24 protein-coding genes are annotated in these 24,265 nt (G+C 69.2%); 14 read left to right on the forward strand and 10 right to left on the reverse strand.

Features of this window, described 5'->3' with window-relative positions:
* The first annotated feature begins 41 nt into the window (after positions 1-41).
* Genes trmB through ACQP1O_RS41665 form a run of 3 tightly spaced genes read left to right on the forward strand, consistent with a single transcriptional unit; the run spans position 42 to position 4,953 of the window.
* Entirely contained in the window at positions 42-875 is an 834-nt protein-coding gene (gene trmB, locus ACQP1O_RS41655) for a tRNA (guanosine(46)-N7)-methyltransferase TrmB (RefSeq protein WP_433563732.1), read from the forward strand.
* Complete coding sequence (locus ACQP1O_RS41660; RefSeq protein ID WP_433563733.1) at positions 872-1,642, forward strand: NYN domain-containing protein; 771 nt, start codon at positions 872-874, stop codon at positions 1,640-1,642. Before trmB ends, ACQP1O_RS41660 begins: the two co-directional genes overlap by 4 nt.
* On the forward strand, positions 1,642-4,953 hold the full coding sequence (locus ACQP1O_RS41665) for an MMPL family transporter (RefSeq protein ID WP_433563734.1): 3,312 nt from the start codon (positions 1,642-1,644) through the stop codon (positions 4,951-4,953). Before ACQP1O_RS41660 ends, ACQP1O_RS41665 begins: the two co-directional genes overlap by 1 nt.
* A gap of 78 nt (positions 4,954-5,031) precedes the next feature.
* On the opposite strand, the gene ACQP1O_RS41670 is transcribed toward ACQP1O_RS41665, so the two are convergent.
* From ACQP1O_RS41670 to ACQP1O_RS41695, 6 genes are all read right to left on the reverse strand, one after another.
* Complete coding sequence (locus ACQP1O_RS41670) at positions 5,032-6,201, reverse strand: DUF2339 domain-containing protein (RefSeq protein WP_433563735.1); 1,170 nt, start codon at positions 6,199-6,201, stop codon at positions 5,032-5,034.
* A 12-nt stretch (positions 6,202-6,213) separates the two neighbouring features.
* Positions 6,214-7,029: an alpha/beta fold hydrolase gene (locus tag ACQP1O_RS41675; RefSeq protein WP_433563736.1), complete on the reverse strand. Its 816-nt coding sequence runs from the start codon at positions 7,027-7,029 to the stop codon at positions 6,214-6,216.
* 72 nt (positions 7,030-7,101) lie between these two features.
* The gene (locus tag ACQP1O_RS41680) at positions 7,102-7,743 is read right to left on the reverse strand and encodes a DUF1707 SHOCT-like domain-containing protein (RefSeq protein WP_433567975.1); all 642 of its coding nucleotides are present in this window, start codon (positions 7,741-7,743) and stop codon (positions 7,102-7,104) included.
* Between the two features lie 108 nt (positions 7,744-7,851).
* Entirely contained in the window at positions 7,852-8,514 is a 663-nt protein-coding gene (locus ACQP1O_RS41685; protein ID WP_433563737.1) for a response regulator, read from the reverse strand.
* 61 nt (positions 8,515-8,575) lie between these two features.
* Positions 8,576-9,760 (reverse strand): MacS family sensor histidine kinase, encoded by a 1,185-nt coding sequence (gene macS, locus ACQP1O_RS41690; protein ID WP_433563738.1) that lies wholly within the window; start codon positions 9,758-9,760, stop codon positions 8,576-8,578.
* 2 nt (positions 9,761-9,762) lie between these two features.
* Positions 9,763-10,959 carry an AI-2E family transporter gene (locus tag ACQP1O_RS41695; protein WP_433567976.1) on the reverse strand — a complete coding sequence of 399 codons (1,197 nt, stop codon included), beginning with the start codon at positions 10,957-10,959 and terminating at the stop codon, positions 9,763-9,765.
* 354 nt (positions 10,960-11,313) lie between these two features.
* Here ACQP1O_RS41695 and ACQP1O_RS41700 point away from each other — a divergent pair, with 354 nt between their 5' ends.
* The 3 genes from ACQP1O_RS41700 to ACQP1O_RS41710 all read left to right on the forward strand — a co-directional run bounded on the left by ACQP1O_RS41700 (position 11,314) and on the right by ACQP1O_RS41710 (position 14,444).
* Positions 11,314-12,831, forward strand: a complete 1,518-nt coding sequence (locus ACQP1O_RS41700) for an adenylate/guanylate cyclase domain-containing protein (RefSeq protein WP_433567977.1) — start codon at positions 11,314-11,316, stop codon at positions 12,829-12,831.
* A gap of 4 nt (positions 12,832-12,835) precedes the next feature.
* On the forward strand, positions 12,836-13,981 hold the full coding sequence (locus tag ACQP1O_RS41705; protein WP_433563739.1) for a lysylphosphatidylglycerol synthase transmembrane domain-containing protein: 1,146 nt from the start codon (positions 12,836-12,838) through the stop codon (positions 13,979-13,981).
* Between the two features lie 79 nt (positions 13,982-14,060).
* A complete protein-coding gene (locus ACQP1O_RS41710; protein ID WP_433563740.1) occupies positions 14,061-14,444 on the forward strand; it encodes a DUF3054 domain-containing protein in 384 nt (127 codons plus the stop codon).
* Positions 14,445-14,472: 28 nt separating this feature from the next.
* Here the strand turns inward: ACQP1O_RS41710 and ACQP1O_RS41715 are convergent, their stop codons facing one another.
* Positions 14,473-16,026, reverse strand: a complete 1,554-nt coding sequence (locus ACQP1O_RS41715; RefSeq protein ID WP_433563741.1) for an NTF2-like N-terminal transpeptidase domain-containing protein — start codon at positions 16,024-16,026, stop codon at positions 14,473-14,475.
* 460 nt (positions 16,027-16,486) lie between these two features.
* On the opposite strand from ACQP1O_RS41715, the gene ACQP1O_RS41720 reads away from it, so the two are divergent.
* The 5 genes from ACQP1O_RS41720 (at position 16,487) to ACQP1O_RS41740 (ending at position 19,699) form a co-directional block, all read left to right on the forward strand.
* Positions 16,487-17,092 carry a hypothetical protein gene (locus ACQP1O_RS41720; protein WP_433563742.1) on the forward strand — a complete coding sequence of 202 codons (606 nt, stop codon included), beginning with the start codon at positions 16,487-16,489 and terminating at the stop codon, positions 17,090-17,092.
* A 12-nt stretch (positions 17,093-17,104) separates the two neighbouring features.
* Positions 17,105-17,542 (forward strand): type II 3-dehydroquinate dehydratase, encoded by a 438-nt coding sequence (gene aroQ / locus ACQP1O_RS41725; protein ID WP_433563743.1) that lies wholly within the window; start codon positions 17,105-17,107, stop codon positions 17,540-17,542.
* Positions 17,543-17,695: 153 nt separating this feature from the next.
* The gene (locus ACQP1O_RS41730) at positions 17,696-18,622 is read left to right on the forward strand and encodes an ABC transporter ATP-binding protein (RefSeq protein ID WP_433563744.1); all 927 of its coding nucleotides are present in this window, start codon (positions 17,696-17,698) and stop codon (positions 18,620-18,622) included.
* Positions 18,619-19,470, forward strand: coding sequence for an ABC transporter permease (locus tag ACQP1O_RS41735; protein WP_433563745.1), 852 nt, complete (start codon positions 18,619-18,621; stop codon positions 19,468-19,470). The genes ACQP1O_RS41730 and ACQP1O_RS41735 overlap by 4 nt, the downstream gene beginning before the upstream one ends.
* A gap of 25 nt (positions 19,471-19,495) precedes the next feature.
* Positions 19,496-19,699 (forward strand): helix-turn-helix transcriptional regulator, encoded by a 204-nt coding sequence (locus ACQP1O_RS41740; RefSeq protein ID WP_040862409.1) that lies wholly within the window; start codon positions 19,496-19,498, stop codon positions 19,697-19,699.
* 12 nt (positions 19,700-19,711) lie between these two features.
* Here the strand turns inward: ACQP1O_RS41740 and ACQP1O_RS41745 are convergent, their stop codons facing one another.
* A complete protein-coding gene (locus ACQP1O_RS41745) occupies positions 19,712-20,593 on the reverse strand; it encodes an NAD(P)-dependent oxidoreductase (RefSeq protein WP_433563746.1) in 882 nt (293 codons plus the stop codon).
* Positions 20,594-20,731: 138 nt separating this feature from the next.
* On the opposite strand from ACQP1O_RS41745, the gene ACQP1O_RS41750 reads away from it, so the two are divergent.
* On the forward strand, positions 20,732-21,088 hold the full coding sequence (locus ACQP1O_RS41750) for a winged helix-turn-helix transcriptional regulator (RefSeq protein WP_379384231.1): 357 nt from the start codon (positions 20,732-20,734) through the stop codon (positions 21,086-21,088).
* On the opposite strand, the gene ACQP1O_RS41755 is transcribed toward ACQP1O_RS41750, so the two are convergent.
* Positions 21,085-22,200, reverse strand: a complete 1,116-nt coding sequence (locus ACQP1O_RS41755) for a glycerate kinase (protein WP_433563747.1) — start codon at positions 22,198-22,200, stop codon at positions 21,085-21,087. The two genes, ACQP1O_RS41750 and ACQP1O_RS41755, sit on opposite strands and share 4 nt — an antisense overlap.
* A 98-nt stretch (positions 22,201-22,298) precedes the next feature.
* On the opposite strand from ACQP1O_RS41755, the gene ACQP1O_RS41760 reads away from it, so the two are divergent.
* Entirely contained in the window at positions 22,299-22,622 is a 324-nt protein-coding gene (locus ACQP1O_RS41760; RefSeq protein ID WP_433563748.1) for a GNAT family N-acetyltransferase, read from the forward strand.
* 7 nt (positions 22,623-22,629) lie between these two features.
* Here the strand turns inward: ACQP1O_RS41760 and ACQP1O_RS41765 are convergent, their stop codons facing one another.
* Positions 22,630-23,391, reverse strand: coding sequence for a lysophospholipid acyltransferase family protein (locus tag ACQP1O_RS41765; protein WP_433563749.1), 762 nt, complete (start codon positions 23,389-23,391; stop codon positions 22,630-22,632).
* 242 nt (positions 23,392-23,633) lie between these two features.
* Here ACQP1O_RS41765 and ACQP1O_RS41770 point away from each other — a divergent pair, with 242 nt between their 5' ends.
* Positions 23,634-24,248, forward strand: a complete 615-nt coding sequence (locus tag ACQP1O_RS41770) for a YqgE/AlgH family protein (protein WP_433563750.1) — start codon at positions 23,634-23,636, stop codon at positions 24,246-24,248.
* The last annotated feature ends 17 nt before the right edge of the window (positions 24,249-24,265 follow it).

Here is a 24,265-nt window from a genome sequence, read left to right on the forward strand (position 1 = left end):
AACCGTGGTCGATTGCTGCGCGAAGTATCCAATACTGGACAATGGACGCCGTGAACGACGCCGCGAACCACACTGCCGAGCCAGTTCCCGGGCCGCGGCCCGCCCAGCCCAACGGTGACGCCGATCACTCGGAAGCCACCATCGGCCGGCCGGATCGGCCCGCGGGCAACCGCCTCTACCCCCGGGTCACCAGCTTCCGCGCCCGCCGCGGCGCGATATCGCCCGCGCGCCAGGACGCCTGGGATCGGGTGTGGCCGGTGATCGGCAAGGACGTCTCCGACGAAAAGCTGGACGCCGACGCCTGGTTCGGGCGCTCGGCGCCGCTGATCATCGAGATCGGCTGTGGCACCGGCACCGCCACCACGGCCATGGCGCAGGCCGAGCCGCAGTTCAACCTGATCGGCATCGAGGTCTACAAGCCGGGTCTGGCCCAGCTGGTGCAGCGCGTCGAGCGCGAGGGCATCGACAACCTCCGGCTGCTGCGCGGCGATGCCGTGGATGTCCTGGAAAATATGATTGCTCCGGAATCGCTGACCGGGGTGCGCGTGTTCTTTCCGGACCCGTGGCCGAAGGCGCGCCACCACAAGCGGCGGCTGTTGCAGCCGGAAACCTTCGCACTCATCGCAAGCCGGCTGATTCCGGGCGGCGTGTTGCATGTCGCCACCGACCATGCGGACTACGCCGAGTGGATCGGCCTGTACGGAAATGCAGAACCCCTGCTCATCGGCATGAACGAGCCGACCGGAGGGGATCCCGAGGCCTACCGAAACAAAGCACCGATTGGTTTCGAACGCCCGATTACCAAGTTCGAAAGCAAAGGACTCCGCGCGGGTAGCGCCATCACAGAGTTCATCTGGGGGAAGATCGAATCATGAGCGTCAGTGAGATGGCCCACGGTGTGTCGGAAGTTGCCGGAATAATGCACGGCTCCGATTCGACCGAACTATCGGGCACCGCAGGGCTCCACGGCAATGCCGGGATCGCCCTGGGCGGCACCGCCACCGACGTGCGTCGCGTCCTGCTGGTCTGGGATGCGCCGAACCTCGACATGGGCCTGGGCGCCATTCTCGGCGGACGCCCGACCGCCGCCTATCGCCCCCGCTTCGACGCGCTGGGCCGCTGGCTGCTGGCCCGCACCGCGGAACTGTCGGTGGGCAGTAAAACCCGGGTCGAACCCGAGGCCACGGTCTTCACCAATATCGCCCCCGGCACCGCCGATGTGGTGCGCCCCTGGGTCGAGGCCCTGCGCAATGTCGGCTACGCCGTCTTCGCCAAACCCAAGATCGACGAAGACTCCGATGTGGACAGCGACATGCTCTCCCACATCGAACTACGCCGTCGCGGCGCGGGTTTGGCCGGGATCATGGTGGCCTCCGCCGACGGGCAGGCGTTCCGCGCCCCGCTCGAGGAGATCGCCGCCGCCGGCGTGCCTGTTCAGGTGCTGGGTTTCCGCGAGCACGCGAGTTGGGCGGTCACGTCGGATATTCTCGAGTTCATCGACCTCGAGGACATCCCGGGCGTGTTCCGTGAACCACTGCCCCGGGTCAGCCTCGACTCGCTGCCCGACGAGGGTGCGTGGCTGCAGCCGTTCCGGCCGCTGTCGGCCCTGCTCACCTCCCGCCCCGCTCAAGGAGTCGCTTAGTGTTCACCCGCTGGGGCGACCTGGTCTACAAGCTGCGCTACACCGTTCTGGGTGTCGTCGTGGCCGCAATGCTCTCGCTCGGAGCCTTCGGATTCGGGCTGGAGGACCATCTCAGCTCCAGCGGATGGTTCGACCCGAACTCCTCGTCCTCTCAGGCCGCGGTCCTGAAGGACCAGGTGTACGGGCGCGATCACAACAGCGACGTGGTGGTGCTGTACACCGCGCCGGACGGTGGCACCGTCGATGATCCCGCGTGGAATCAGAAGATCATCGACAACCTGAACAACCTGCCGGTGAAGTACCCGGAGATCGGTCAGATCAACGGCTCACCCTGGAAGACCAACACCGGTCAGCAGCTGGCCCAGGCCGCCAGCCCGGACCGCAAGCACGCCTTCGCCTCCATCGCCATCAAGGGCGACAACGACACCGATATGGTCCGGAACTACCGGAAGGTGAAGGACGCCTTCTACATTCCGGATGTCAAGGTCGAGGTCGCCGGTCTGCAGCCGGTCGCGGGCACGCTGAACGACACCATGGCGCAGGACCAGAAGCGTATGGAGATCATCGCCATTCCGGTGGTGGCCATCCTGCTGTTCTTCATCTTCGGCGGAATCGTGGCGGCGGCGCTGCCGCTCATCATCGGTGGTCTCACGGTGCTCGGCGCGAACGGCATCGTCATGGCGATCACCAAGTTCACCGAGGTGAATTCGTTTGTCTCCCCGGTAGTTTCGATGATCGGCCTGGGCCTGGCGATCGACTACGGCCTGTTCATCGTGAGCCGCTTCCGCGAGGAGGTGGCCGACGGCTACGACACCAAGGCGGCGGTGCGGCGTACGGTCGTGACCTCGGGGCGCACCGTGATCTTCTCCGCGACGATGATCATCGCGGCCAGCGCCGGCATGCTGCTGTTCCCGCAGGGCTTCCTCAAGTCGGTGGCCTACGGCACCATCGCGACGGTCGCACTGGCCGCGGTGTCCGCGGTCACCATCCTGCCCGCGCTGCTGTCGATTCTGGGTCCGCGCGTGGATGCGCTGGGGCTCAAGCGGTTCCGCAAGACCAAGACCACCGAGCAAATCGAGAACGGTTTCTGGGGCAAGCTCACCGCCTGGGTCATGAAGCACCCGCTCAAGGTCGCCATCCCGCTGACCATCGGCCTGCTGCTGCTGATCATCCCGGTGAAGAACCTGCAGTTCGGCGGTATCAGCGAAACCTATCTGCCGCCGGACAATCCGACCCGGCTGGCGCAGCAGCACTTCGACGAGACCTTCCCGCTGCGCAAGGCCGACCCGGTTCAGCTGGTCATCATCACCGATAACCCGAAGGACATCGGCACCATCCTCAACGAGGCCAACCAGGCCCGCGGACTGCAGCCCAAGACCACGTTCTCGCTCCCGCAGACTCCGCCCAACGGCTCGAATGTGTGGACGACCTCACGGTCGCTCGAAAAGGGCAGCGACATCACCGAGACCATCGAAGACCTGCGCGCGATCGACGTCCCGGACGGCGCCGAGGTGATGGTCAGCGGAACCCCGGTGATGATGCAGGACAGCATCGACCAGCTGGTCGATCGCATGCCGCTGATGATCGCGCTGGTGGTGCTGGTGACCACCATCCTGATGTTCCTCACCTTCGGCTCACTGGTGCTGCCCATCAAGGCCGCGCTCATGAGCGCGCTCGGCCTGGGTTCCACCCTGGGCATCCTGACCTGGATCTTCATCGACGGCCACGGCGCCGGCCTGCTGAACTTCACCCCGCAGCCGATCATGTCGCCGGTGCTGGTGCTGATCATCTCCGTGGTCTACGGCCTGTCCATCGACTACGAGGTGTTCCTGCTCTCCCGCATGGTCGAGTCCCGGACCCAGGGGGCGAGCACCACGGAGGCGGTGCGCGCGGGCACCGCGCAGACCGGCCGCATCATCACCGCCGCCGCGCTCATCCTGCTGGTGGTCACGGGCGCATTCGCCTTCTCCGACCTGGTGATGATGCAGTACATCGCCTACGGCATGGTGTCGGCGCTGTTCATCGACGCGACCGTGCTGCGCATGCTGCTGGTACCGGCCACCATGAAGCTGCTCGGTGACGACTGCTGGTGGGCGCCCAAGTGGATGAAGAAGATCCAGCAGAAGATCGGCCTGGGCGAGCCCATCCTCGACGATGAGCGGCCCGGCGGCGGCGAGGTGGTCGACCTGGTGAAGACCACCCCGATCACCGACCCGGTCACCATGCAGATCCCGATCCTGTCCGACGGCACCGCCGCCCCGGCGCGGTCGCGCAAGCCGCGCCCGGCCCGCACCGTCGACGTGGACAGCGAGGCCCCGACCCAGCGCATCGACAAGGTCGAGCGGGCCGAGCCCGTCCAGCCGGCGGAGCCCGCCCAGCGCATCGAGTCCCCGCAGACCCCGGAGCCCACGCCACCCGCCGACAGCTCCGCGGCTGCCCCGGCCCCGGAGACCAAGCGCGCGCCAGGATTCCCGTCCGCCGCCATGCGTCCCGGCCGCGGTGTCACCCCGTCGACCACCGCGGCGCCGGCCTTCGCCAAGCCCGCCGCCGAGTCGCCCGCGCCGGTCAGCGAAAGCGGTACCGCCGCACCGGCGGAGGTCACCCCGCCGCTCGCCCCCCGGCGCGTCAGCGCGGCTGCGGAGGACGCGCCGACCACCGATCTCGGTTCCGGCCGTACCGGTCTGGGCGCCAACCTCACCGGTCCGGGCGCTGCCCGCGGCCCGATGGCCCCGCACCCCATCGGCGACTTCGCCTCTCCCGCACGGGGATCCGCGAATGCCGGTGGCGGGCTGCCGCAGCGTGCGCCCGAGCCGGCCGCCGACAGCGCGGCCCGCGGTCAGGACGGTGGCCTCGCGGCTGCGCCGCCCGCTGCTGCCCCGCCGGTCGCCCCCGTGAACCCGATGCCGTCGGTCTCGCAGCCGGGAGCGCCTGCCGCGCCCGCGGATTCGCAGTCGCCCGCGCCGGTGGTCGGTTCGGAGCGGGTGCTGCCGCCGCCGACGCCGAAGATCCCGCCGCATCCGGCGACCCGGGCACAGCTGTACCAGCCGCACCCGCCGGAGCCGGAGCAGAGCGAGCCCACCGAACAGCTCGCGGAAACCACTGCCGAGGAACAGCATCCGACGCACCACGCCGCGCAGGATGCGCCGCAGGACGGCGCCGGCCGCAGCAGCATCGAGCAGTGGATGTCGGATCTGCGCTCCTCACGGCGTCGCCCGCCCGCCGAGAATCCGGACGAGGACGCCAAGCATCGGGGCGGCGACGGACGCACGGTGAGCGTCAACGAACTGCTCCGCCGCCAGAACCACGACTGATACCCGGACATCAGGAAGGCCCGGCCGAATTCTCGGCCGGGCCTTCCTGATTCCCCGTGCTACACGAATCTCCCCGCGCTACGCGGACCGCACGCCGGAGTCCATGTCGCCGAACGCCCGCGCGTAGCGGGTCCCCACCACGAGCAGCAGGACACCCACCACCAGGAACGCCGCCGCCCGGACCAGACCGTCCAGGGTGGCCAGGTCGAAGAGGAACAGCTTCGCGAGCGCCGCGGCGGTGACCAGCAGGCCCGCGCCGAGAGCGACCTTGGCCCGCTGCGGGATACGCGCCAGGCGGCGCAGGCCGTACAGCAGCGCCGCGGTGGCGGCGGCCATCCAGACGATCGTCGCGATGGCGTGCCCGGCCAGAAAACCGTTGCGGTTCCCGGTGGCGATGCCCACGGAGACGGTCAGGGCCGTCACCGCGTACAGACCCCCGATACCGGCGAACACCGACAGCACGGTCGCCTCGGATTCGCGGTTCAGCAGGCCGATCCGGCGCGCGCACCAACCGGCGACGGCCAGGGTGGCCAGCCCGGCGAACGCCGACAACGCGGTCGAAAGACCAAGGTGCGCTTCAGCTTCCGACTGGTCGGCCAAGGTCGCGATGTCGGCCCGGTAGAAGAAGGTCAGCGCGCCGAGGGCGCCGAAGGCGACGCCGATGCCCGCCGCCACCCGCGACCGCTGCTGCCCGGCCACCCCGAGGAATCCCATCGCGACCAGCAACAGCGCCACCGGCAGCGTCTGCACCCGCGCGATCCCTACGCAGGCCTCGAGCAGCGCGAACGCACCCGCGAGCGCGGACACCACGGCCAGATGCCCCGGAATCCGGGCGGGGGCACCGAGTTTCGGCAACCACGGCACTACCGCGACCCCCAGCAGCGCCGCCGCGACGGTGGCCGAGACGAGAACCGACCCGGTGCGGCCGAACATGATCGGCGCGGCCAGCATCGGAACCGTTGCCGCGCCGAAGCTCAGGCTCGCCGTCACGTCCCCGGCCCGGAGTCGCCCACCGAGCACCGCACCCGCCGGCCCGGCGGCCGCAATCACGATCGCGGCGGCGAGGACCTGGTATCGGTTCGAGGCCGGGTTCGCGTCTCCTCCCGGATTCAATGCCGCACCAGCCACCGCGACCAGGGTCGCGAGCACCGCCGGAACGGTCCGCACCCTGCACCGCCAGGTCCTCGCCGACACCGGCACCCCGAACCCCGCGCCCGTCGCCACCACCCAGGCGACGGGCGCAGTCATGCCCACTCCGGGTCAGGCACGCCGGGCGGGGGCCTCGGCGCGGGCGATGGTGGCGCGGATCTCGGCGGTGATCAGGTCCGGGGACTCGAGCATGGGCACGTGGCCCAACCCGGGCAGGGGACGCACCTCGACAGCGGCTGTGGGGGTCAGCGGAGCGTAGACGTGGGGCGGGAGCACGCGGTCGCGGTCGGGCAGCAGGATGGCGGTGGGCATGTCCAGTTCGCTCAGCCGGGTGAAACCCGTGGGGAGATCCGGATCTTCGGCCAGGTCGTCGGCGATGGCGCATTCGGTGATGGCGGCGGTCATCGCCTTGGCCAGCGGATTGGGCACCATGGCGGGGCGATCGGCGAGCAGCGGGAGCAGCAGGCTGCGCAGCAGCGAGGGCATGCTCGGCTGGCGGTCGGGCCCCAGGCCGATGAGCGGGCCGAAGGCCCGGAACTTGCGTAGCAGCGAATCAGCGGCGGCGGGCGTGCGCCACAGGCCCGCGGGGGCGATGGCGGTGCAGGATCGGGCGCGGCCGCGGGCGGCGAGTTCCAGCGCGATCCAGCCGCCCAGCGAATTACCCGCGATATGCGCGGTGTCCCAACCGGATTCGTCGAGCAGGCGCTCGCAGTGGTCGGCCAGGGCGGCCACGGTGGCGGGCCGGGCGGCCTCGGGTCCGCCCCAGTGGCCGGGGAGGGTGGGGGCGAGCACGGTGTGGCCGGTGGCCAGCTCGTCGAGCACCGCGCCCCAGGACTGCCAGGTGAGCAGGACACCGTGCAGCAGGAGCAGCGGCTCGCCGCCGCCGGATCGATGCACTGCCTCCGGGGTCGGGACGCCATCCACCATGTGCGTGACCCTACCGTCCGGATCCGCCTGCCGCCGCGCTCGATTCCTCGGCACTGCGGCTCGGGCCGACGGTCACGCCCCGTTGAGGAACCGCTTCCAGTTGGTGCCGAACGGGTGCTTCGCGGTGACGGAGCTGAACCGCAGCGTGCCGTGCACCACCAGGTGCAGCGGACCGATGGGCGGGCCGGTACGCACCTTGGTGTTGGCGCTGGAGCCGATCAGGTCGATGGCATTGAGGTCCACGGTGGCCTCGCCCGGCACGATCAGCTCGATCGAACTGCAGGTGTCGTTCACGTGGATCTCCACCACCTGGGTGGACATGACGGCCTGGGTGAAGTCCAGGCGCACGCTGCCCAGCATGCTGTTGATCGCCAGCGACGGCGGCACGTGCCAGGCGCCCTTGCGCTCCACGCTCGACAGCCGCGCGCGAATCACATTGGAGGGCACGGCCGGTGGCATCCGGTGCGCGGTCGCGTACCGGGGCGGCGGCTGCACGAAATGCTGCCCGGCGGGGGCGGGCTGGCCGACCAGCCGGACGCCCGGCAGATCGATCAGCACCGCATTGAGTTCGCCGCGGGTCTTGGCCGCGAGCGCGGTATCCATGCGCTCGGTGAATTCCCCCAGCGACAGCATGCCCAGCCCGACCGCGCGCTGCAGCAGCCGGCCGACATGTTCGCGTTCGACATCCGATACCCGCAGATCCCGGTCGCCGATCACGGCGTTGCCGGTCACGATCGCGGAAACCGCTTCAGGACCTCCCATGCTTCGAGGCTAGCCAGCGCGGGGCCGCCACCGCATCAGGGCAATCCCTGAACCGTCCCCCTACTCGAGACCCCGCTCGATGGCGTAGCGGGTCAGCTCGACGCGATTGCCGAGCTGCAGTTTGCGCAGCGTGGACTGCACGTGGTTCTCCACGGTGCGGTGACTGAGCCCGAGCCGGGTGGCGATCTGCTTGGCGGACAAGCCCTTCGCCACCATGCGCAGTACCTCGGTCTCGCGGTCGGTGAGGGCGGGGCGGTGCGGTTCGTCGCGTTCGGCGGGGGTGCCGGCGATCCGGCGGAACTCGCCCAGCACCAGACCGGCGAGTCCCGGGGTGAAGACGGCCTGCCCCGCCGCGGTGGCGCGGACGGCGTCCAGCAGTTCGGTGGCCGAAGCACTCTTGACCAGGTAGCCGGTCGCGCCGGCCTTGATGGCGTCGAGCACGTCGTCGCGTTCGGCGGAGGCCGACAGCACCAGCACCCGGGTGCGCGGGGAGACTCGCAGCACCTCGGCGGTGGCGTCGGCGCCGTTGCCGTCGGGGAGCTGCATGTCCATGAGCACGACCGCCGGTTGCACGGCGCTCGCGCGGGCCCCGGCGGCGCGCACGCCGTCGGCGGTGGCGACCACATCGAATCCGGCCTCGGCCAGGTCGCGGGCGACCCCGTCCCGCCAGATCGGGTGGTCGTCCACCACCATCACCGTGATTCCGGCATCCGATTCGGTCATGTCCGCCTCCGATCTCATTGTGGCCGTTCGAGGGTGCCCAAGTGTCACCGATCGAGGGCTCTCAGTGTCGCGGTTCCAGGGGCACGCGGAACTCCCATTCCGCGCCCTCACCGTCCTCGGGCGCCGCCTCGAACAGCAGCTGCGCCGTGCCGCCGAGGGCGGCGATGCGCCCGACGATGGACCGCGAAACACCCATGCGCCCCTGCCCTTCGGCCTCGGCGAGCCGGCCGGGCGGAATGCCGGGGCCGTCGTCGCGCACGCTCACGATGAGCTCGTCGCCGGTATCCTCCAGCAGCACATACGCTTTCGCACCGGGACCGGCGTGCTGGACCACATTGGCGAGGGCGGCGGCCACGACGGCGGCGACCTCGCGGGCCGCCCAGTGGCCCAACGGCACCGGATGACCGGGGGTGGAGACGAACACGGACGGGGTGGCCTGTGCGGTGAGCAGCGGCCGCAGATCCTCCTCCGCGCCCCCGGCGTCGGTGCGATCGCCCTGTTCGGAGAGGAGCACGCGCAGCGCCACCTCCTGCTCGCCCGCGCGCTGCGCCAGTTCGGCTGTCGGGCCACCGATTTCATTGCCGCGGCGCTTGATGTAGCTGAGTACCTGCAGGACTCCGTCGTGCACCTCGCGGGCCAGGCGTTCGCGTTCCTGGGCGGCGGCGGTGAGCCGGACGGCGCGCTGCAGCTGCGCGTGCGCGCGGCGGGCGGTATCGGAGGCCAGACCCAGCGCGAGGCCCACCGAGATCAGGACGGGCAGCGTCGCGTCACGCCACACGTCGAAGTCCCACTGCGCCCGTGCGGTGATGACGGCGGCGGAGATGAGCAGACCCGAGCAGATGCCGCCGAACGGTCCCCACAGAATCGCCGCGGAGACAACGGCATTGGCGGCCCAGAGCGTGGTGGGCAGGGTCTGATGGTGGTGATACCAGTCGTAGGGCGCGACCAGCCGGGTGGCGAAGATCAGGGCGATGACCACGAGATGGTCGCCGACCACCACGGCGGTGCGCACCCGTGGCTCGTGCCGGATCCGCCACTGCGACAACAGCACCGCCGAGATGCCCGACCACACCGCCATCACGGCGATCAGCGCCCAGCTCAACCGCTGATTGCTGTAGTACGACACCGAGGCGATCTGCTGGCCCACCGCGTACAACAGGGTGACCAGCCGGAACGCCTGCACGGCCCGCCACAGCGGCGCGGTGGCCGCCCAGGCGGGATCGGGCTCCGCCTGCCCCCGGGTCACCGTCAGTCCCCGGCGTCCCCGCTGCCGCCCGCGGGCTTCGGGGGCGTCTCGTGGTCGTCCTCGGCCACGGGTACCGGCACCCTGTAGCGGTCCGGGTCGGGGGTATCGGGTTCGGCGCTGAACATGGGTTTGCTCGGGTCCCCGGTGTGCAGGTCCTGATAGAGCTCGTCGGGCGAATCGGCCAGCAGCGAGCGTATGGCGGTATTGAGCACCGCCACGAACGGCACCGCGAGCAGACCGCCCGCGAGACCCGCAAGCACCACGCCCGCCGCGATGGCGAGCACCACGGCCAGCGGATGGATACGGACCGCGCGGCCCATCAGCAGCGGTTGCAGCACATGGCCTTCCAGCTGCATGACCGCCACCGTGATGCCCAGCACGATGAGCGCGGTGACGATGCCCTTGGTCATGAGCGCGATGAAGACCGCCACCGAACCGGCGATGAACGAACCCACGATCGGGATGAACGCGCCGATGAAGACCAGCGAGGCCAGCGGAAGCGCCAGCGGCACATTGAGAATGGCCAGGCCCGCCCCGATACCGATGGCGTCCACCGCCGCCACCATCACGGTGGCCCGGACGAAGCCGGTCAGCGTCCCGAAGCCCAGCCGCCCGGCCTGACGCACCTTCGCCCGGTGCCGGGTCGGGACGATGCGGGTCACGAACTCCCAGATCTGGTCGCCGCCGTAGAGGAAGAAGATGAGGATGAACAGGGTCAGGAACGTGCCGGTGAAGAATTCACCGATGACCGTGGCGGTGGTGAGCGCCCCGTTGGTCAGCGCGTCCTTGTTCGACTCGACGGTTTTGACGATGGTGTCGCCCGCATTGCGGATCTGGTCGTTGCTCAGATGCAGCGGACCGTTGATCAGCCAGTCCTGCACCTGGTGCACGGAGGTCTTGAACTCGTCCGTCAGCTGCGGCACGCCCGAGACGAACTGCTCGACGACGAAGGTCATGATTCCGGCGAGCAGACCGAGCGCCCCCACCAGCGCCACGAACACCCCGATCGCCCGCGGTACCCCGAACCGCTGCATCCAATTGACCAGCGGCGCCATCAGGGCCGCGCCCAGCAGCGCGATGGAGATCGGAATGGTGACCGTCGAGAGCCGCCGCGCCAGATAGGCCACCGCGACCACCGCCGCCAAGATGATCAGCAACCGCCAGCACCATTCGGCGGTCTGCCGCACGATGGGGTGCACGGCCTCCGCGTCGCGCCGTCGCACCCCGCCGGACTCGCCGGATCTGCCGGACCCTGCCTGCACCTCGCTCACTTCAGCGAGCCTACTGGGTTGTGTCCGTATCACGACGGCTGCAAAACCAGCGTGGCAAGAGTCCCTACCCGTCTGACGGTCTTTCGTTCGATCGGTAAGGTGACGCCTGATTTCGTCGCGCCAGGGGTAACTCGTCGGGTACCGCGGAAATTGGTTCGGCTCTGGTCCGCCGGCACGCGTCCCCAGCGGTCGACGGCTCTCAGTTGCGCGCTGAAGCCCCGGAGAGGCGGGGGAGCTAGATTGGTGATCGTGTCAGCGCCCTTGGAAGCGGTCAAACAGACCATGCATACCCGCTGGCCGCTGTACTTGGCTTCGATGCTGGCGGCCAACGCCTTCGGCGCTGTCCTGGTGTGGGCCTTCATTCAGTACGGGCTGCCGGTTCCGGAGGGCGGGACCAGCGCGACCCGGCAGACCGGGCTGCTGATCCCGGGCCTGGTCTTCGTGATCGGCGGGTTCCTGAGCGTGACCGCGTCGGCGCTCATGCTGCGGCCGGTCATGCGGTGGCAGATGCGCGGCGGGCCGCCGTCTCGGCAGGAGCAGATGGCGGCGCTGCACGCCCCGCTGCGGCAGGCCATCGTGCATCTGGTGCTGTGGCTGATCGGCGGTGGCGTGCTGGCCTCGGTCATCATCGTGCGGACCCCCGAGCTGGCCGCGGCGGTGATCGTCACCGAATGTATGGCCGCCACCATCGTTTTCGGCTTCACCTACATGCTGGGCGAGCGGATCCTGCGGCCGGTCGCGGCCGAGGCGCTGACCACGGGGGCCTTCGACCACACCCTGACCGCGGGCGTCGGCACCCGGATGGCCATGACCTGGGGCATGGGCACCTTCGCGCCGACGATTGCCATCGTGCTGCTGTGTGTCACCCAGATTTCTTCTCGCGTCCAGTTTTCCGCGCAGTCGCTGGCCGTCTCGATTCTGCTGTTGTGCGGTGTGGTGATCATGCAGGCGCTGGCGCTTTCCATGCTCACCGGCTCTTCCATTTCCGATCCGATTCGCCAGCTCAGCCAGGCCATCGACCGCGTGCAGGAGGGTGCGCGGGATGTGCGGGTGGAAGTTTTCGACGGTTCGGAAATCGGGCTGCTGCAGGTTGGCTTCAACCGAATGATGGGTGAGGCCGCCAAACGCCGGGAACTGCAGGAATTGTTCGGTCAGCATGTCGGTGAGGACGTGGCGCGCCGAGCGTTGGAGTACGGCACCGAACTCGGTGGTGAAACCCGATTCGTGGCGGTGTTGTTCGTGGATATGGTCGGTTCGACCGCGACCGCCGCGGAACGCCCGCCGACCGAAGTGGTCAGTCTGCTCAACGAGTTCTTCCGCGTGGTGGTGGATGTCATCGACCGCAACCACGGGCTCATCAACAAATTCATGGGCGATGCCGCGCTGGCCATCTTCGGCGCCCCGCTGGACCGCCCCGACGCACCGACCGCGGCCCTAGCCGCGGCCCGTGAGCTGCGCGAAGCCCTGCGCGAGGTGGCCGGGCTGGATATCGGAATCGGTGTCTCCGCGGGACTGGCGGTGGCCGGGAATATCGGTGGCGCAAATCGTTTCGAATACACCGTGATCGGTGATCCGGTGAACGAGGCGTCGCGCCTGACCGAACTCGCCAAGGACCGCCCGGAACGCGTCCTGACCTCGTCGAGCGCCCTGTTCTTCGCCGATGAGAACGAGCAGCGGCATTGGCAGACCGGCGAAGAGGTGCAGCTGCGCGGGCGCCGCCGGAAAACCCGGCTGGCCTGGCCGCGGGAGAGCACCGACCCGGCTGATGCAGACGAGGCGGCGGCGAGTTCGTTAGGCTGACGGCGTGACGGCCCATGGTGAGCTGGCCGGCGATCCTGCGCCGCCCGCGGATGACTCGCACCGTGGCAGGTTCTGGTGGGCCAAATGGGTTCTCGGCGCCGCGCTCGCGGCGTTGCTGATTTCCGAAGGCATATATCTATATCCGCGCCTGCACGAATCCTGGAAGAACCTCACCGAAATCCACTGGGGATGGGTCGCCGCCTGCATCGTCATGGCGGCGTTTTCCATGAGTGGCTTCGGTCGCATCCAGAAACAGCTGCTGCACGCCGGCGGCGTCGAGGTGAGCCAGCGGAAATCGGTGTCGGTGGTGTACGGCTCCACCGGCATGTCGCTGACGCTGCCCGCGGGCCAGGTGTTCTCGGCGGCCTTCACCTATCGGCAGACCCGGCGCTGGGGCGCCAGCCCGATCGTGGCGTCCTGGCAGCTGGTGATGTCGGGCGTGGTCGCGGCGGCCGGACTGACGCTGCTGGGCCTGTTCGGCACGGTGCTGTCCGGGGACCGGGTCGGCCCCGGCAAGGTGATCCTGACGCTGGGCACCGTCGCCCTGCTGATCTGGACCTTCAACTACGTCTCCCGCCACCCGGGCGGGGTGCAGGCGCTGGCGCAGCGAATCCTGCACCTGGTCAATCGGATTCGGCGCAAGCCCGCCGACGCCGGCATGGAGAAGGTGGCCGAGATCCTGACCCAGCTGGAGTCGGTGGATCTGGGCAAACGGGATGGCGCATGGGTGGCGGTGTGGGCGCTCGTGCACCGGCTCGCCGATGTGGCCTGTCTGGGTTTCGCCTGCTACGCGGTGGGCGCGGATCCGCGCTGGGCCGGGCTCATGCTGGCGTTCGCGGCCGGAAAGGCCGTGGGCACCATTCCTTTGGCGCCGGGCGGCATCGTCTACGTGGACGCCACCCTCATCTACTCGCTGACCGCGGCGGCCGGGCTGCCGGCCGCGCAGGCCGTGGCGGCGGCGTTCCTCTACCGGCTGATCAGCTTCATCCTGGTGGCGATCGTCGGCTGGATCGTCTTCCTCTTCCTGTACCGCAAGCCGCAGGCCGACGACGCCGAGCTCGAGAAGGAATTCGAGGAGCGCGGCAATTCGCTGGTCACCGACCGGCGCCGGACCAACCCGCCGGCCGATCCGGACGCAGCGTCGGCCTGATCCACCCCCTCCGGCGTGACCGGCCAGAGTGGAGTGTCCCTGCACGGGCACTCCCGGGATGCCCGATACCCTGTGCCGCGTGAAGAAACTCGTGCCCCTCGTCGTCGATGTCGCCCTCGTGGTCGTGTTCTGTGCGATCGGGCGGCGCAGTCACGACGAGGCGATCGGCGCGGGGCTGCTGCGCACCTTCTGGCCGTTCGGCACGGGGTTGCTGCTGGGCTGGGTGATCGCGCTGGCCGTGGCGACGGGGCGGGAGGGGGTGAGCGCGGCACGACGTTTCGACGGCCGCGCGGTGTGGCCGACCGGCGTGATCGTGTGGCTGAGCACCCTGGTCGGCGGCATGCTGCTCCGTGCCGCGTCCGGTCAGGGCCTCGCCGTCAGCTTCTTCCTGGTGGCCGCGACCTTCCTGGCCCTGTTCCTGATCGGCTGGCGCGCCGCCGTGCAGGTACTGCGCTCTCGATGACGGTAGGTGCCGCACTCTCTGTCAGTCGCTAGTCGGGCGAGGCCAGCGACTGCATCAGGCGCGCCGCCACCCGCGCGGTGAGATCCCCGCTGTCCGGATCGTCGATGTGGATGGCGAAGGCCAGGTCTCCCATGGTGGCGATGAGCCAGGCGTTGTTGCCGGTGGTGGCCCCGTAGGCCTGCACATCGCGATATCTGTTGAGGCTGGCCATCTCCGGCGCGCCGACCCCGTCGTGCAGCATGCCGCGCAGCCGGTCGGTGGCCTCGCCGGGCAGTGCGGCCAGGTCGGCCTCGGTGGTGGCGGGCTGGCCGATGGTGATCATCGGCTTGGGCACCTGCCCCTTGGCGATGGCGGCCGCCGCGATGGCCATGCCCCACGGGCTGGCCAGCAGTGAGTCGGCGGCATTGCCGCGACCCACGTTCTCGGCGGCGTTCTTGCCGGTGGGCAGCCGGCCGGTCGTCTCGTCCAGACCGGGCACCTTGAAGTCGATGCCGATGCCGAGCAGGCTGGCCGCGTCCGCCGCGTCGCCGACCGAGACATCCTGCGGCGCTTTGTGTTTGGTCACCGCGGCGACGTTCTTGAACAGCTCGATCATGCCGCCGACCGGGTACTGCCCAGTGAAGGCGATATTGCCGTGCTCACTGGCCTGACTGTTCTGGGCCACCGCGACCAGGGCCCCGCTGGAGGGCTGGATGGCCACGATGGAGGTGGGCGAGCCGGTGCTCACCGCGGCGTCCTCGGCGGCGCGCTGCAGGCGCTGGTCCATGGTCGCCGGAATGTCGGGCCCGGGCGGGCCCTGCTCGCCGGCCAGCTGGGTGACCAACCTGCCGTCGGGCTCGAACAATTGCACACCCCAGCCGGAGTGCGCGTCGCGATCGTCCAGCCACACCTTGGTGAGCGCGTCGAGCATGGGCGACCAGACCCGGCGGTCCGCGGAGATGAGCTTCGGCTGCTTCAGCAGCACCACACCCGGGATCGGCGCCATGCGCGGCTCGAGGATATTGAAGTCGCCGTCACGCAGATTGACCGCGACGAAGGGCTTGCCCTGCGAGGCCGCGAGCTGCTGCATCAGCGCCGGTCCGTCGATGAGCGGCGCGACCGGGGCGATGGCGGCGGCCAGCGCATTGGTGGAGGCGACCGGGTCGGTGATCTTGGCCGGGTCCAGCTGGACCACATTGATGGTCTGCTCGGTCATGAGCGGCTGGCCGACGATGTCGTTCACCCGGGGTGAGGGGGTGGCGAAGGTGCGCACCAGCTTGGCGCTGCGCTTGGCGTCCAGCTGCGGCATGATCATGGCCGGATCCCACGAGATGCGCCAGCCCACACTGAGTTTGCGGACGGTGCCCTGCAGGTCGTATTTCCAGTCCCGCTTGTTGCCGAAGTTCCAGGCGCCGGTCATGGAGAAGAGTCCGGTCGTACCGTTCAGTCCGGTGAACTGGGTCACGTGGTAGTCGGGCTTGCCCGGGTCGAGTCCCTCGAAGACTTGCTTCAGCGTTGCCGAAGCACCCGCCGGGTAGGAGGTCAGCCGTGACGCCCCGTCATAGTCCTTCTTGTCGATCAGCGTGGTGAACTCTTCGACCACTGCCTCCGCACCCGTCGACCGCTCCCGAAAACCACATGACCCCATCGCGATCGCGACGGCTGCCACACCCGCGAGTGCGATCGCACCCCGTACCCGGAAGCGGCGGGATCCCCACACATCCATATCGCCCACTCTTCACTCTGGCCACATCAGCAACAGGTTCACGGTACCGCGCGGCGAACGCCCGCGGCTTCACCATCCCACCAGGCGCACTTGCATCGAGCACCACCATAGTGCCGAAATCGGTCAGCAGTGACCACTTACATGATCACCGGTCGGTTACAGCCCTGGCGTATCCGAGACTTGGCAGACCGTCCGGTTCTTACTGGTGACGGCGTTTTGCGCCTGCCTCGGCGAAGCCGCCGAACCTCGTTCTCCCAGAGCAGAACCCACTCGCGTTGAAACGACGTAACGTTGTAATCAGCATTACAACTCTTGGCAGTAAGTGAGTGTGACCAACATGAGACACGGACATCGTGGACACGGTTTCGGGCGCACCGGCGGCTGGCAGCAGGCCGACCTTCCCGACGCCTCCGACGCTCCCGCCTGGTTCGCTGGACGATTGCCAGCCGACTGGTACACCGGTCCCGCAACCCTCGAGGTCGATCGCGACGAAATCGTCGTCCTCGGCGAACTCCCCCTCCCCCCAGCCGAACCCGCCCCGGGCGCAGACGCTCCCGCCGAGGACGCGGCACCGGCCGGCGTCCCGCAGGCCACCCGCGAGGGCATCATCGCCCGCTTCCGGGAGACCACCCGCCCCGCCCGCATGCAGATCGCCCAGGAGGCCCAGGCCCGCTACGGCCGCAATGTCGCCTGGGGCGTGCTGGTGGACGGCGAGCGAATCATGTTCACCCACCTGGCCGTTCCGGTCATGACCCGGTTGCGCCAGCCCGAGCGCAAGGTGCTCGACACCCTCGTCGACGCCGGCGTGGCCCGCTCCCGCTCCGACGCGCTGGCCTGGACGGTCAAGCTGGCCGGCAAGCACGCCGAGGAGTGGCTCGCGGAATTGCGCACGGCCATGCGCAAAGTCGACGACCTGCGCACGGAGGGACCGAGCGGCCTCTAATACAGTGGGCGCATGGCTGCTTCCGGTCCGATCCTGGTGCTCAACGGCCCGAACCTGAACATGCTCGGCACCCGCCAGCCCGAGGTGTACGGGGCCGACACCCTCGACGACGTGGTCGAACTGTGCCGCAAGACCGCGGCGCGTTTCGACCGGGAGATCGTGGCGTTCCAGTCCAATCACGAAGGCGCGCTGATCGACCGGATCCACGCCGCGCGCGGGGTGGAGGCGGGGATCGTCATCAATCCGGGCGGATTCACCCACACCTCGGTGGCGCTGCGCGACGCGCTGGTGATTCCGGAGGTGCCGATCGTGGAGGTGCACATCAGCAATGTGCATGCCCGCGAGGAGTTCCGGCACCACTCCTACGTCTCCCCCATCGCCACCGCGGTGATCGCGGGGATGGGCATCCACGGTTACGCGGCCGCGATCGAATTTCTCTGCGTCCGCTGACGGATCGACGCTCGGGGCTCGGCCCCGAAACCCGCAGAGGGGCCCGGCTCATCGAGAGCCGGGCCCCTCTGCGTCTTCGGATAAATAGCTTGTCCACCTCAAAATGTAGTAGATATGCTACATCCGATCCGGCTTCTACTACGGAGGGGTGACATGTCGGTCGGTGAGGACGTCGTACTCGACGTCGAGAACCTGCGGATGCGCTACGGCACCCGCGATGTCCTGCAGGACGTCAGCTTCCAGGCACACCGCGGCGAGGTGCTGACGCTGCTCGGCCCGAACGGCGCGGGAAAGACCACCACCATCGAGATCCTGGAGGGCTTCCGCATGCGCTCGGCGGGCCGGGTCGAGGTGCTCGGCGCGGACCCGGCGCACGGCGACGAGGCCTGGCGGGCCCGCCTGGGCGTGGTGCTGCAGTCCTGGCGCGATCACGGCAAGTGGCGGGTGCGGGAGCTGCTGGACTACCTGGGCATCTTCTACGCGCCCTACGCCACGGCCGACATCCAACGGCCCTGGAACACAGACGAACTCATCGCCGCGGTGGGCCTCACCGAGCACGCGGACGCCAAGGTGATGACCCTCTCCGGCGGCCAGCGCCGCCGCCTGGACGTGGCCATCGGCATTGTCGGCCGCCCGGAACTGCTGTTCCTGGACGAGCCGACCGCGGGTTTCGATCCGCAGGCCCGCCGCGAATTCCACGACCTGGTGCACCGGCTCGCCGACGACGACCACACCACCATCCTGCTCACCACCCACGACCTGGACGAGGCGGAGAAGCTGGCCGACCGCATCCTCATCCTGGCCGGCGGGCGCATCATCGCCGACGGGTCGGCCGATCAGCTCTCCCGGCGCATCGCCGGTGAGGCCGAGGTGAAATGGACCCGCGACGGGCAGCGCTTCGTGCACACCACCACCGAGTCCACCAAGTTCGTCTACGAGCTGTTCCAGCAGTACGGCGAGTCGGTCGAGGAGCTGGAGGTGCGGCGCGCCTCGCTCGAGGACACCTACATGACCCTGGTGCAGCGCTTCGAATCCGGCCAGGGTGACACCGAAGTGCGCAGCCTGGAGGAAGTCCGATGAATCCGACGACCGTCGCGGTGCGGGCCGGTTTCCGGCGCGGCCGCATCGAGCTGATCCAGACCCTCACCAATGGGATGGACATCTTCTCGCAGTTCTTCTGGCCCGTGGCCACCATGATCGCGGTGTTCTTCATGCGCCACGGCGACTTCCAGGGCAGCGGCGTCGGCCTGGGCGCGCTGGCGCTGCCCAGCGTGCTCGGCATGCTGGTGGCGTTCACCGGCATGTTCGGCGTGGCCCAGGGCCTGGCCTTGGATCGCGAGGACGGAACCCTGCTGCGCGCCAAGGCGACCCCCAACGGCATGCTGGGCTACCTGATCGGCAAGATCGTCGCGGTCTCCGGCGTCACCGTGGTCCAGGTGGCGCTGATCCTCGGGTTCGGGCTGCTCACCATCGGCGGGGTGAGCCTGGACAGCGTCGGCGCGTGGGCCACGCTGATCGGCATTCTGGTGCTCGGCCTGCTGGCCTGTCTGCCGCTGGGCGCGATCGTGGGGTCGGCGTTCGACAGCCCGCGCAGCATCGGATTCATCTCGTTCCCCATCATGGGTCTGGTGGCGATCTCCGGAATCTTCTATCCCCTCACCGGCCTGCCGGGCTGGCTGCAGGCCATTGCCCAGGCGTTCCCCATCTACTGGATGGGTCTGGGCATGCGTTCGGCCATGCTGCCCGACGGCGCGGCCATGGTGGAGCTGACGCACTCGTGGCGGCACCCGGAAACCGTGGCGGTGCTGGGCGCCTGGGCGGTGGCGGGCATCCTGCTCGCACCGATCGTGTTGCGCCGCATGGCCCGTCGCGAATCCGGGGCCGCGGTGGCGGCCCGTCGCGAGAGGGCCATGGCGCGTGCCTACTAGCGAGGTCATCTACAACCGGATCGCGATGCTGCGCGCCGAGCGCGGCATCTCGCGCCGGCAGCTGGCCGAGGCGCTGGGCGTGCACTACCAGACCGTCGGCTATCTGGAACGCGGCGAATACAGCCCGAGCCTGCACCTGGCGCTGCGGCTCGCGCAGTACTTCGAGGTGCCGGTGGAGATCATCTTCTCCACCACGCCCTTCCCTCGCATCGGCTCCGAGACCGCCTGATTCCCGTGCGGCTCAGGAATTCTCGGAAATCGCGCCCATGAGTTCGAAGGTCGACACCGCCCGGCCCGCCGCCGCGCTGGCGGCGACGGCCCGGCGCCAGAACGCCTGCGCCGTGTGCGAGAGGGTGGCGTCGACGCCGACCTCCGCACTGGCGTCGATGATGTGCTGCGCGCCCGCGTCCATCATGCGCAGTCCGGCCACATCGGCCCAGCCGCCGTTCTGGTTCTCCACCGAGAACTGCTCCATGAAGTACGGGAAGGCGGCGCTGGAGCGCACCGCGAACGGTACGAACTGCGCGATGTCGTGGCCGGAGCGCGCGATCATGGCCGTGGCCTGGTCGAAGGCCAGCAGCCAGGGATGGAAGACGGTGAGCAGGCCCTGGTAGAAGACCTGTGCCAGTCCGTCATCCGGGCCCAGGTACTCCTGCGGGCTCAGCGGGCGCAGCAGTTCGGCGTGCGCGCCGAAGACCGCACGCGGGCCGCTGTAGAAGATGTAGGACGCCGGGTGTTCGATATTGTCGCCCACCGACATCACACCGCCGGAAAGGAATTCGGCGCCGTGCTGCCGCAACCACGCCGCACCCCGGCGGGCCTGCCCGGGCGAATCCGAGGAGAGATTGGCGATCACCTTGCCGCGCAGGCGATCCGCGGCCGGCCCCAGCACGTCGTACATGGCGGCATAGTGGGTGAGGCTGAGCACGACCACCGCATTGGCATCGAGCGCCTCGGCGACGGTGGCCGCCCGCCGGGCCCCGAGCTGGACCATGGCGTCGGCCTTCTCCGGACTGCGGTTCCAGACGGTGACCTCGACTCCGGCCTTCAGGAACGCCGCGACCATGGCCCGCCCCATCGGGCCCAGACCTATGACGGTGACGGATCGACGCAGATCAGACATGGTGTATCCCCTTCGATTTCGACTGTTCGGGACTGGCGCGCCGGAATCGATGGTGGCCGGGATCGGTAGCCTCGGGAAGACCGCACCTGTGTGTGGGGTTGCTTACCCGAAGGTTCGAAATCTGGTCAGGAGGGCGCGATGAGTACCGGCGGTGACGCGGATCACGAGGTGTGCGGCATGTCCGTGGCCATCGAGGCGGTCGGCGGCAAATGGAAGATGCACCTGATGTGGGTGCTGGCCGAGGGACCGCAGCGGTTCGGGCAGATCCGGCGGCTGCTGACCGGTGTCAGCGAGAAGGTGCTGGCGGAGAACCTGCGGCAGCTGGAGGCCAGCGGCATCGTGCACCGCGAGATCTACCCGGAAGTGCCACCGCGCGTGGAGTATTCGCTCACCGAGCTGGGCTGGGAACTCAGCGCGGCGCTGCGGCCGCTGGAGGAGTGGGGCGACCGCAATCGGAACCGGATTCCCGGCCGCGCGCTCACCCCGGCCACCTAGGACTCCGCGATCCGCTCCCCGATCCGTTCCAGCAGGGCGGCGGCGTTCGCCATGCTGCGGGCCGGATCGGGCTCCAGCTCGGACAGCGCGTAGGCGGTGGCGAATCCGGCCTCCCGAACCTGCTCCGGGGTGAGCAGGACCCGGCCCGCCACCGCGACCACCGGCACGTCCGCCGCCAGCGCCGCGCGACAGACCCCGATCGGGGCCTTGCCGGACAGGCTCTGGGTGTCCAGCGAGCCTTCCCCGGTGACGACCAGATCCGCGTCCGCCAGCCCGGCCCGGAAATCGATCAGGTCGAGAACCAGCTCGATGCCCGAGCGCATCCGCGCGCCCAGTGCCGCCAGCGCCCCGAAGCCGGTGCCCCCGGCCGCGCCCGCACCCGGTTTGTCGGCCCATTCCGGGCCCAGCACGGCGGCCCAATTCTTCAGTGCCGCTTCGAGAGTGGCGACCTGCCCGGGATCCGCGCCCTTCTGCGGCGCGTAGATCGCGGCCGCGCCATCCGCGCCGAGCAGCGGATTGTCCACATCGCTGGCCAGCGTCACCGTCGCATCGGCCAGCCCGGGGTGCAGATCATCGCGATCCACCCGCACCGCGCGCGCGAGTGCCGCTCCGCCGCAGGGCAATTCGTTCCCGTCGGCGTCGAGGATGCGCAGTCCGAGCGCCTGCAGCAGGCCCGCCCCGCCGTCGGTCGAGGCGCTCCCGCCCAGCCCGAGCACGATGTCGCGCGCTCCCCGATCGAGCGCGTCCCCGATCACGTCCCCCACCCCGTAGGTGCTGGCGTGCAGCGGATCGGGCTGTCCGCCGGGGAGTTTCGCGAGGCCGCTGACCGCGGCCAGCTCCACCACGGCCACCCGCCCGCGGACCGCGTACGAGGTGGTCACCGGCGCGAGCGTCGGCCCGTAACTCTCGACCTCCACCCGCTCCCAGCCCGCCGCCACGAAGGCGTCGACCGTCCCGTCCCCGCCGTCGGCGACAGGCGTCCGCCGCACCGCGGCACCGGGGGCGGCGCGGGTGATCCCCACGGCCAGCGCTTCCGCCACCTGTGTGGCGCTCAGGGAGCCCTTGAACTTGTCCGGGGCCAACAGCACCCGGCGCAGGGGTGGGTTCGTCATCCATACATTTTGATCTCCGATGTGGGAAACGACACCCGGGACGCCACCGTTCGGCCAAAGGGACAAATAGCCGCCACGGGACAACTAACGTCGCACCCATGTCGAGTGAGTCGGTCGAGGTGCGCAAGAACGCCGCGCTGGATCGGTTCGAGCTGTACGTCGACGGATACCTCGCCGGGGTCGCGGCGTACCAGGACACCGCCGAGGAGCGGGCCTTCGTGCACACCGAGGTCTATCCGCAGTTCGAGGGCCTGGGGTACGGACGCAAGATCGTGCAGGGCGCGCTGGACCAGACCCGCGACGACGGGTTGGGGATCCTGCCGCTGTGCCCGATGGTGCACCATTTCGTCGAATCCCGGCCCGCGTACCTGGCTTTGGTGCCGCAGTGGTCGAGGGAAAGGCTCGGCCTGCCCCAGCAGTGACCGCCGGTCAGTACGCCTTGACCGCGCCGTCCAGCGCGTTCTGCAGTTCTTCGCGCACCACCCGCGTGATCTCGGCGGGTTTGGTGGGCAGCTCCGCCACCGGCATGCCGAAGTAGAAGCTGGCCGAGCGCGCTTCCTCCTTGGTGGGTTCCACCGCGGGATCCAGCCGCGGGCCGTAACTCAGACCCAGGCTCACCAGCACCGGTTCCGCCCCGAGCTTCCTGGCACGGAAGGCGATGTGCCCGATGCCGGTTCCGACCGTCTGCACCTGGGTGGGGTCCACGTCGTTGCAGGTGCCCTCCGGGAACACCGCCACCCCGTCGCCGCGCGCCATGCGCTCGGCGCAGATGTCGATCATGCGCTGCCCGGCCGCGTTCACCGCGCGCAGGCCGTGGTCCTTGCCCCGGAACACCGGGATGCCGCCCATCATGTCGATGCGCTCGCGCAGCTTGGTCTCGGTGAACAGCTCGTCCTTGGCCAGCACCCGGGTGTGCCCGATGACCGGCCGCAGCACGCTGCGCCAGGCCGCGGCGCCGACCGTGTACGGATCCAGCTGGGAGAGGTGGTTCACCGCGATGAGCAGCGGTCGCCGCTGGGAGATGAGCTCCTGCAGCCGGTCCCGCGCCCCGTCCGCGTAGGTCACCCGGGGCCGATAGCGACGACCCAGCAGCCAGTAGGCCGCCCGTGCCTTCAGCAGGTTCTGCTGGTGGTCACGGTAGAAGTCGTACACGGCGTCGCTGTTCTCGAGGACGACTTCGGGGCGTTCCATACCGCACACCCTAATCACGCACCCGATAGGCCAGCCACCCAAAGGTTCCCGGCCGTCTCGATTCTGGACTGCGGCTGGAATCGACCTCCGCCTTGGAACGGGAAGCGAACGGCTCCATAGACCTGCGCCTTGGAGGAGCGGAGGAGGGAAGAATCGAGACCTCGGGGCCGCGAACCCGCCCGGAGCGAAGCGGCGGGCAATTAAACACAGCAATTGGCCTGTCTCAGTGCGATGATGACTGAGTGGCACGCGCAGAGGAACACGGTGACCGTTCTCGACGCGAATTCCGGCATGAGGACCAGGTGGTTCGACCAGGGACCCTGCTGGTGTCCGCGACCGATCTGACCGAGCCGTCGTTCCGGCGGTCGGTGGTCTACATCCTCGAACACAATGACGGCGGCACCTGGGGCGTCGTCCTCAACAAGCCCAGTGACACCGCCTTGCACGACGTGCTCCCCAACTGGTCGGAGCTGGCCGCCGGTCCCCGCGCGCTCTACATCGGTGGCCCCGTGAAACGCGATGCGGCGCTGTGCCTGGCCACCATCAAGGTGGGTGCGTCCATCGCCGGGCTGGCCGGCGTGCGCCGGGTCGACGGCCGGGTGGCCCTGGTGGACCTGGATTCCGATCCGGACCGCATCGAGGGTCTGGTGGAGGGCATCCGGGTCTTCGCGGGCTACGCCGGCTGGACCTTCGGGCAGCTGGAAGGCGAACTGGATCGCGGCGATTGGATCGTCCTGTCCGCCCTGCCCACCGACCCGCTGGCGGGCCGCGTCGACCTCTGGGCCCACGTCCTGCGCCGCCAGCCGCTGCCGCTGTCCCTGCTGGCCACCCATCCCATCGAGCTCGAACGCAACTGAACCGTCGGGACATCTGT

It is taken from the genome of Nocardia sp. CA-151230, from assembly GCF_050942175.1.
Taxonomy (GTDB): Bacteria; Actinomycetota; Actinomycetes; order Mycobacteriales; family Mycobacteriaceae; genus Nocardia.

Coding starts and splice junctions, on each gene's coding strand:
- trmB (WP_433563732.1), top strand. CDS start 42: ATGGACGCCGTGAACGACGCCGCGAACCACACTGCCGAGCCAGTTCCC.
- ACQP1O_RS41660 (WP_433563733.1), top strand. CDS start 872: ATGAGCGTCAGTGAGATGGCCCACGGTGTGTCGGAAGTTGCCGGAATA.
- ACQP1O_RS41670 (WP_433563735.1), bottom strand. CDS start 6,201: ATGACTGCGCCCGTCGCCTGGGTGGTGGCGACGGGCGCGGGGTTCGGG.
- ACQP1O_RS41675 (WP_433563736.1), bottom strand. CDS start 7,029: ATGGTGGATGGCGTCCCGACCCCGGAGGCAGTGCATCGATCCGGCGGC.
- ACQP1O_RS41685 (WP_433563737.1), bottom strand. CDS start 8,514: ATGACCGAATCGGATGCCGGAATCACGGTGATGGTGGTGGACGACCAC.
- ACQP1O_RS41700 (WP_433567977.1), top strand. CDS start 11,314: ATGCATACCCGCTGGCCGCTGTACTTGGCTTCGATGCTGGCGGCCAAC.
- ACQP1O_RS41720 (WP_433563742.1), top strand. CDS start 16,487: ATGAGACACGGACATCGTGGACACGGTTTCGGGCGCACCGGCGGCTGG.
- aroQ (WP_433563743.1), top strand. CDS start 17,105: ATGGCTGCTTCCGGTCCGATCCTGGTGCTCAACGGCCCGAACCTGAAC.
- ACQP1O_RS41730 (WP_433563744.1), top strand. CDS start 17,696: ATGTCGGTCGGTGAGGACGTCGTACTCGACGTCGAGAACCTGCGGATG.
- ACQP1O_RS41735 (WP_433563745.1), top strand. CDS start 18,619: ATGAATCCGACGACCGTCGCGGTGCGGGCCGGTTTCCGGCGCGGCCGC.
- ACQP1O_RS41740 (WP_040862409.1), top strand. CDS start 19,496: ATGCTGCGCGCCGAGCGCGGCATCTCGCGCCGGCAGCTGGCCGAGGCG.
- ACQP1O_RS41745 (WP_433563746.1), bottom strand. CDS start 20,593: ATGTCTGATCTGCGTCGATCCGTCACCGTCATAGGTCTGGGCCCGATG.
- ACQP1O_RS41750 (WP_379384231.1), top strand. CDS start 20,732: ATGAGTACCGGCGGTGACGCGGATCACGAGGTGTGCGGCATGTCCGTG.
- ACQP1O_RS41755 (WP_433563747.1), bottom strand. CDS start 22,200: ATGACGAACCCACCCCTGCGCCGGGTGCTGTTGGCCCCGGACAAGTTC.
- ACQP1O_RS41760 (WP_433563748.1), top strand. CDS start 22,299: ATGTCGAGTGAGTCGGTCGAGGTGCGCAAGAACGCCGCGCTGGATCGG.
- ACQP1O_RS41765 (WP_433563749.1), bottom strand. CDS start 23,391: ATGGAACGCCCCGAAGTCGTCCTCGAGAACAGCGACGCCGTGTACGAC.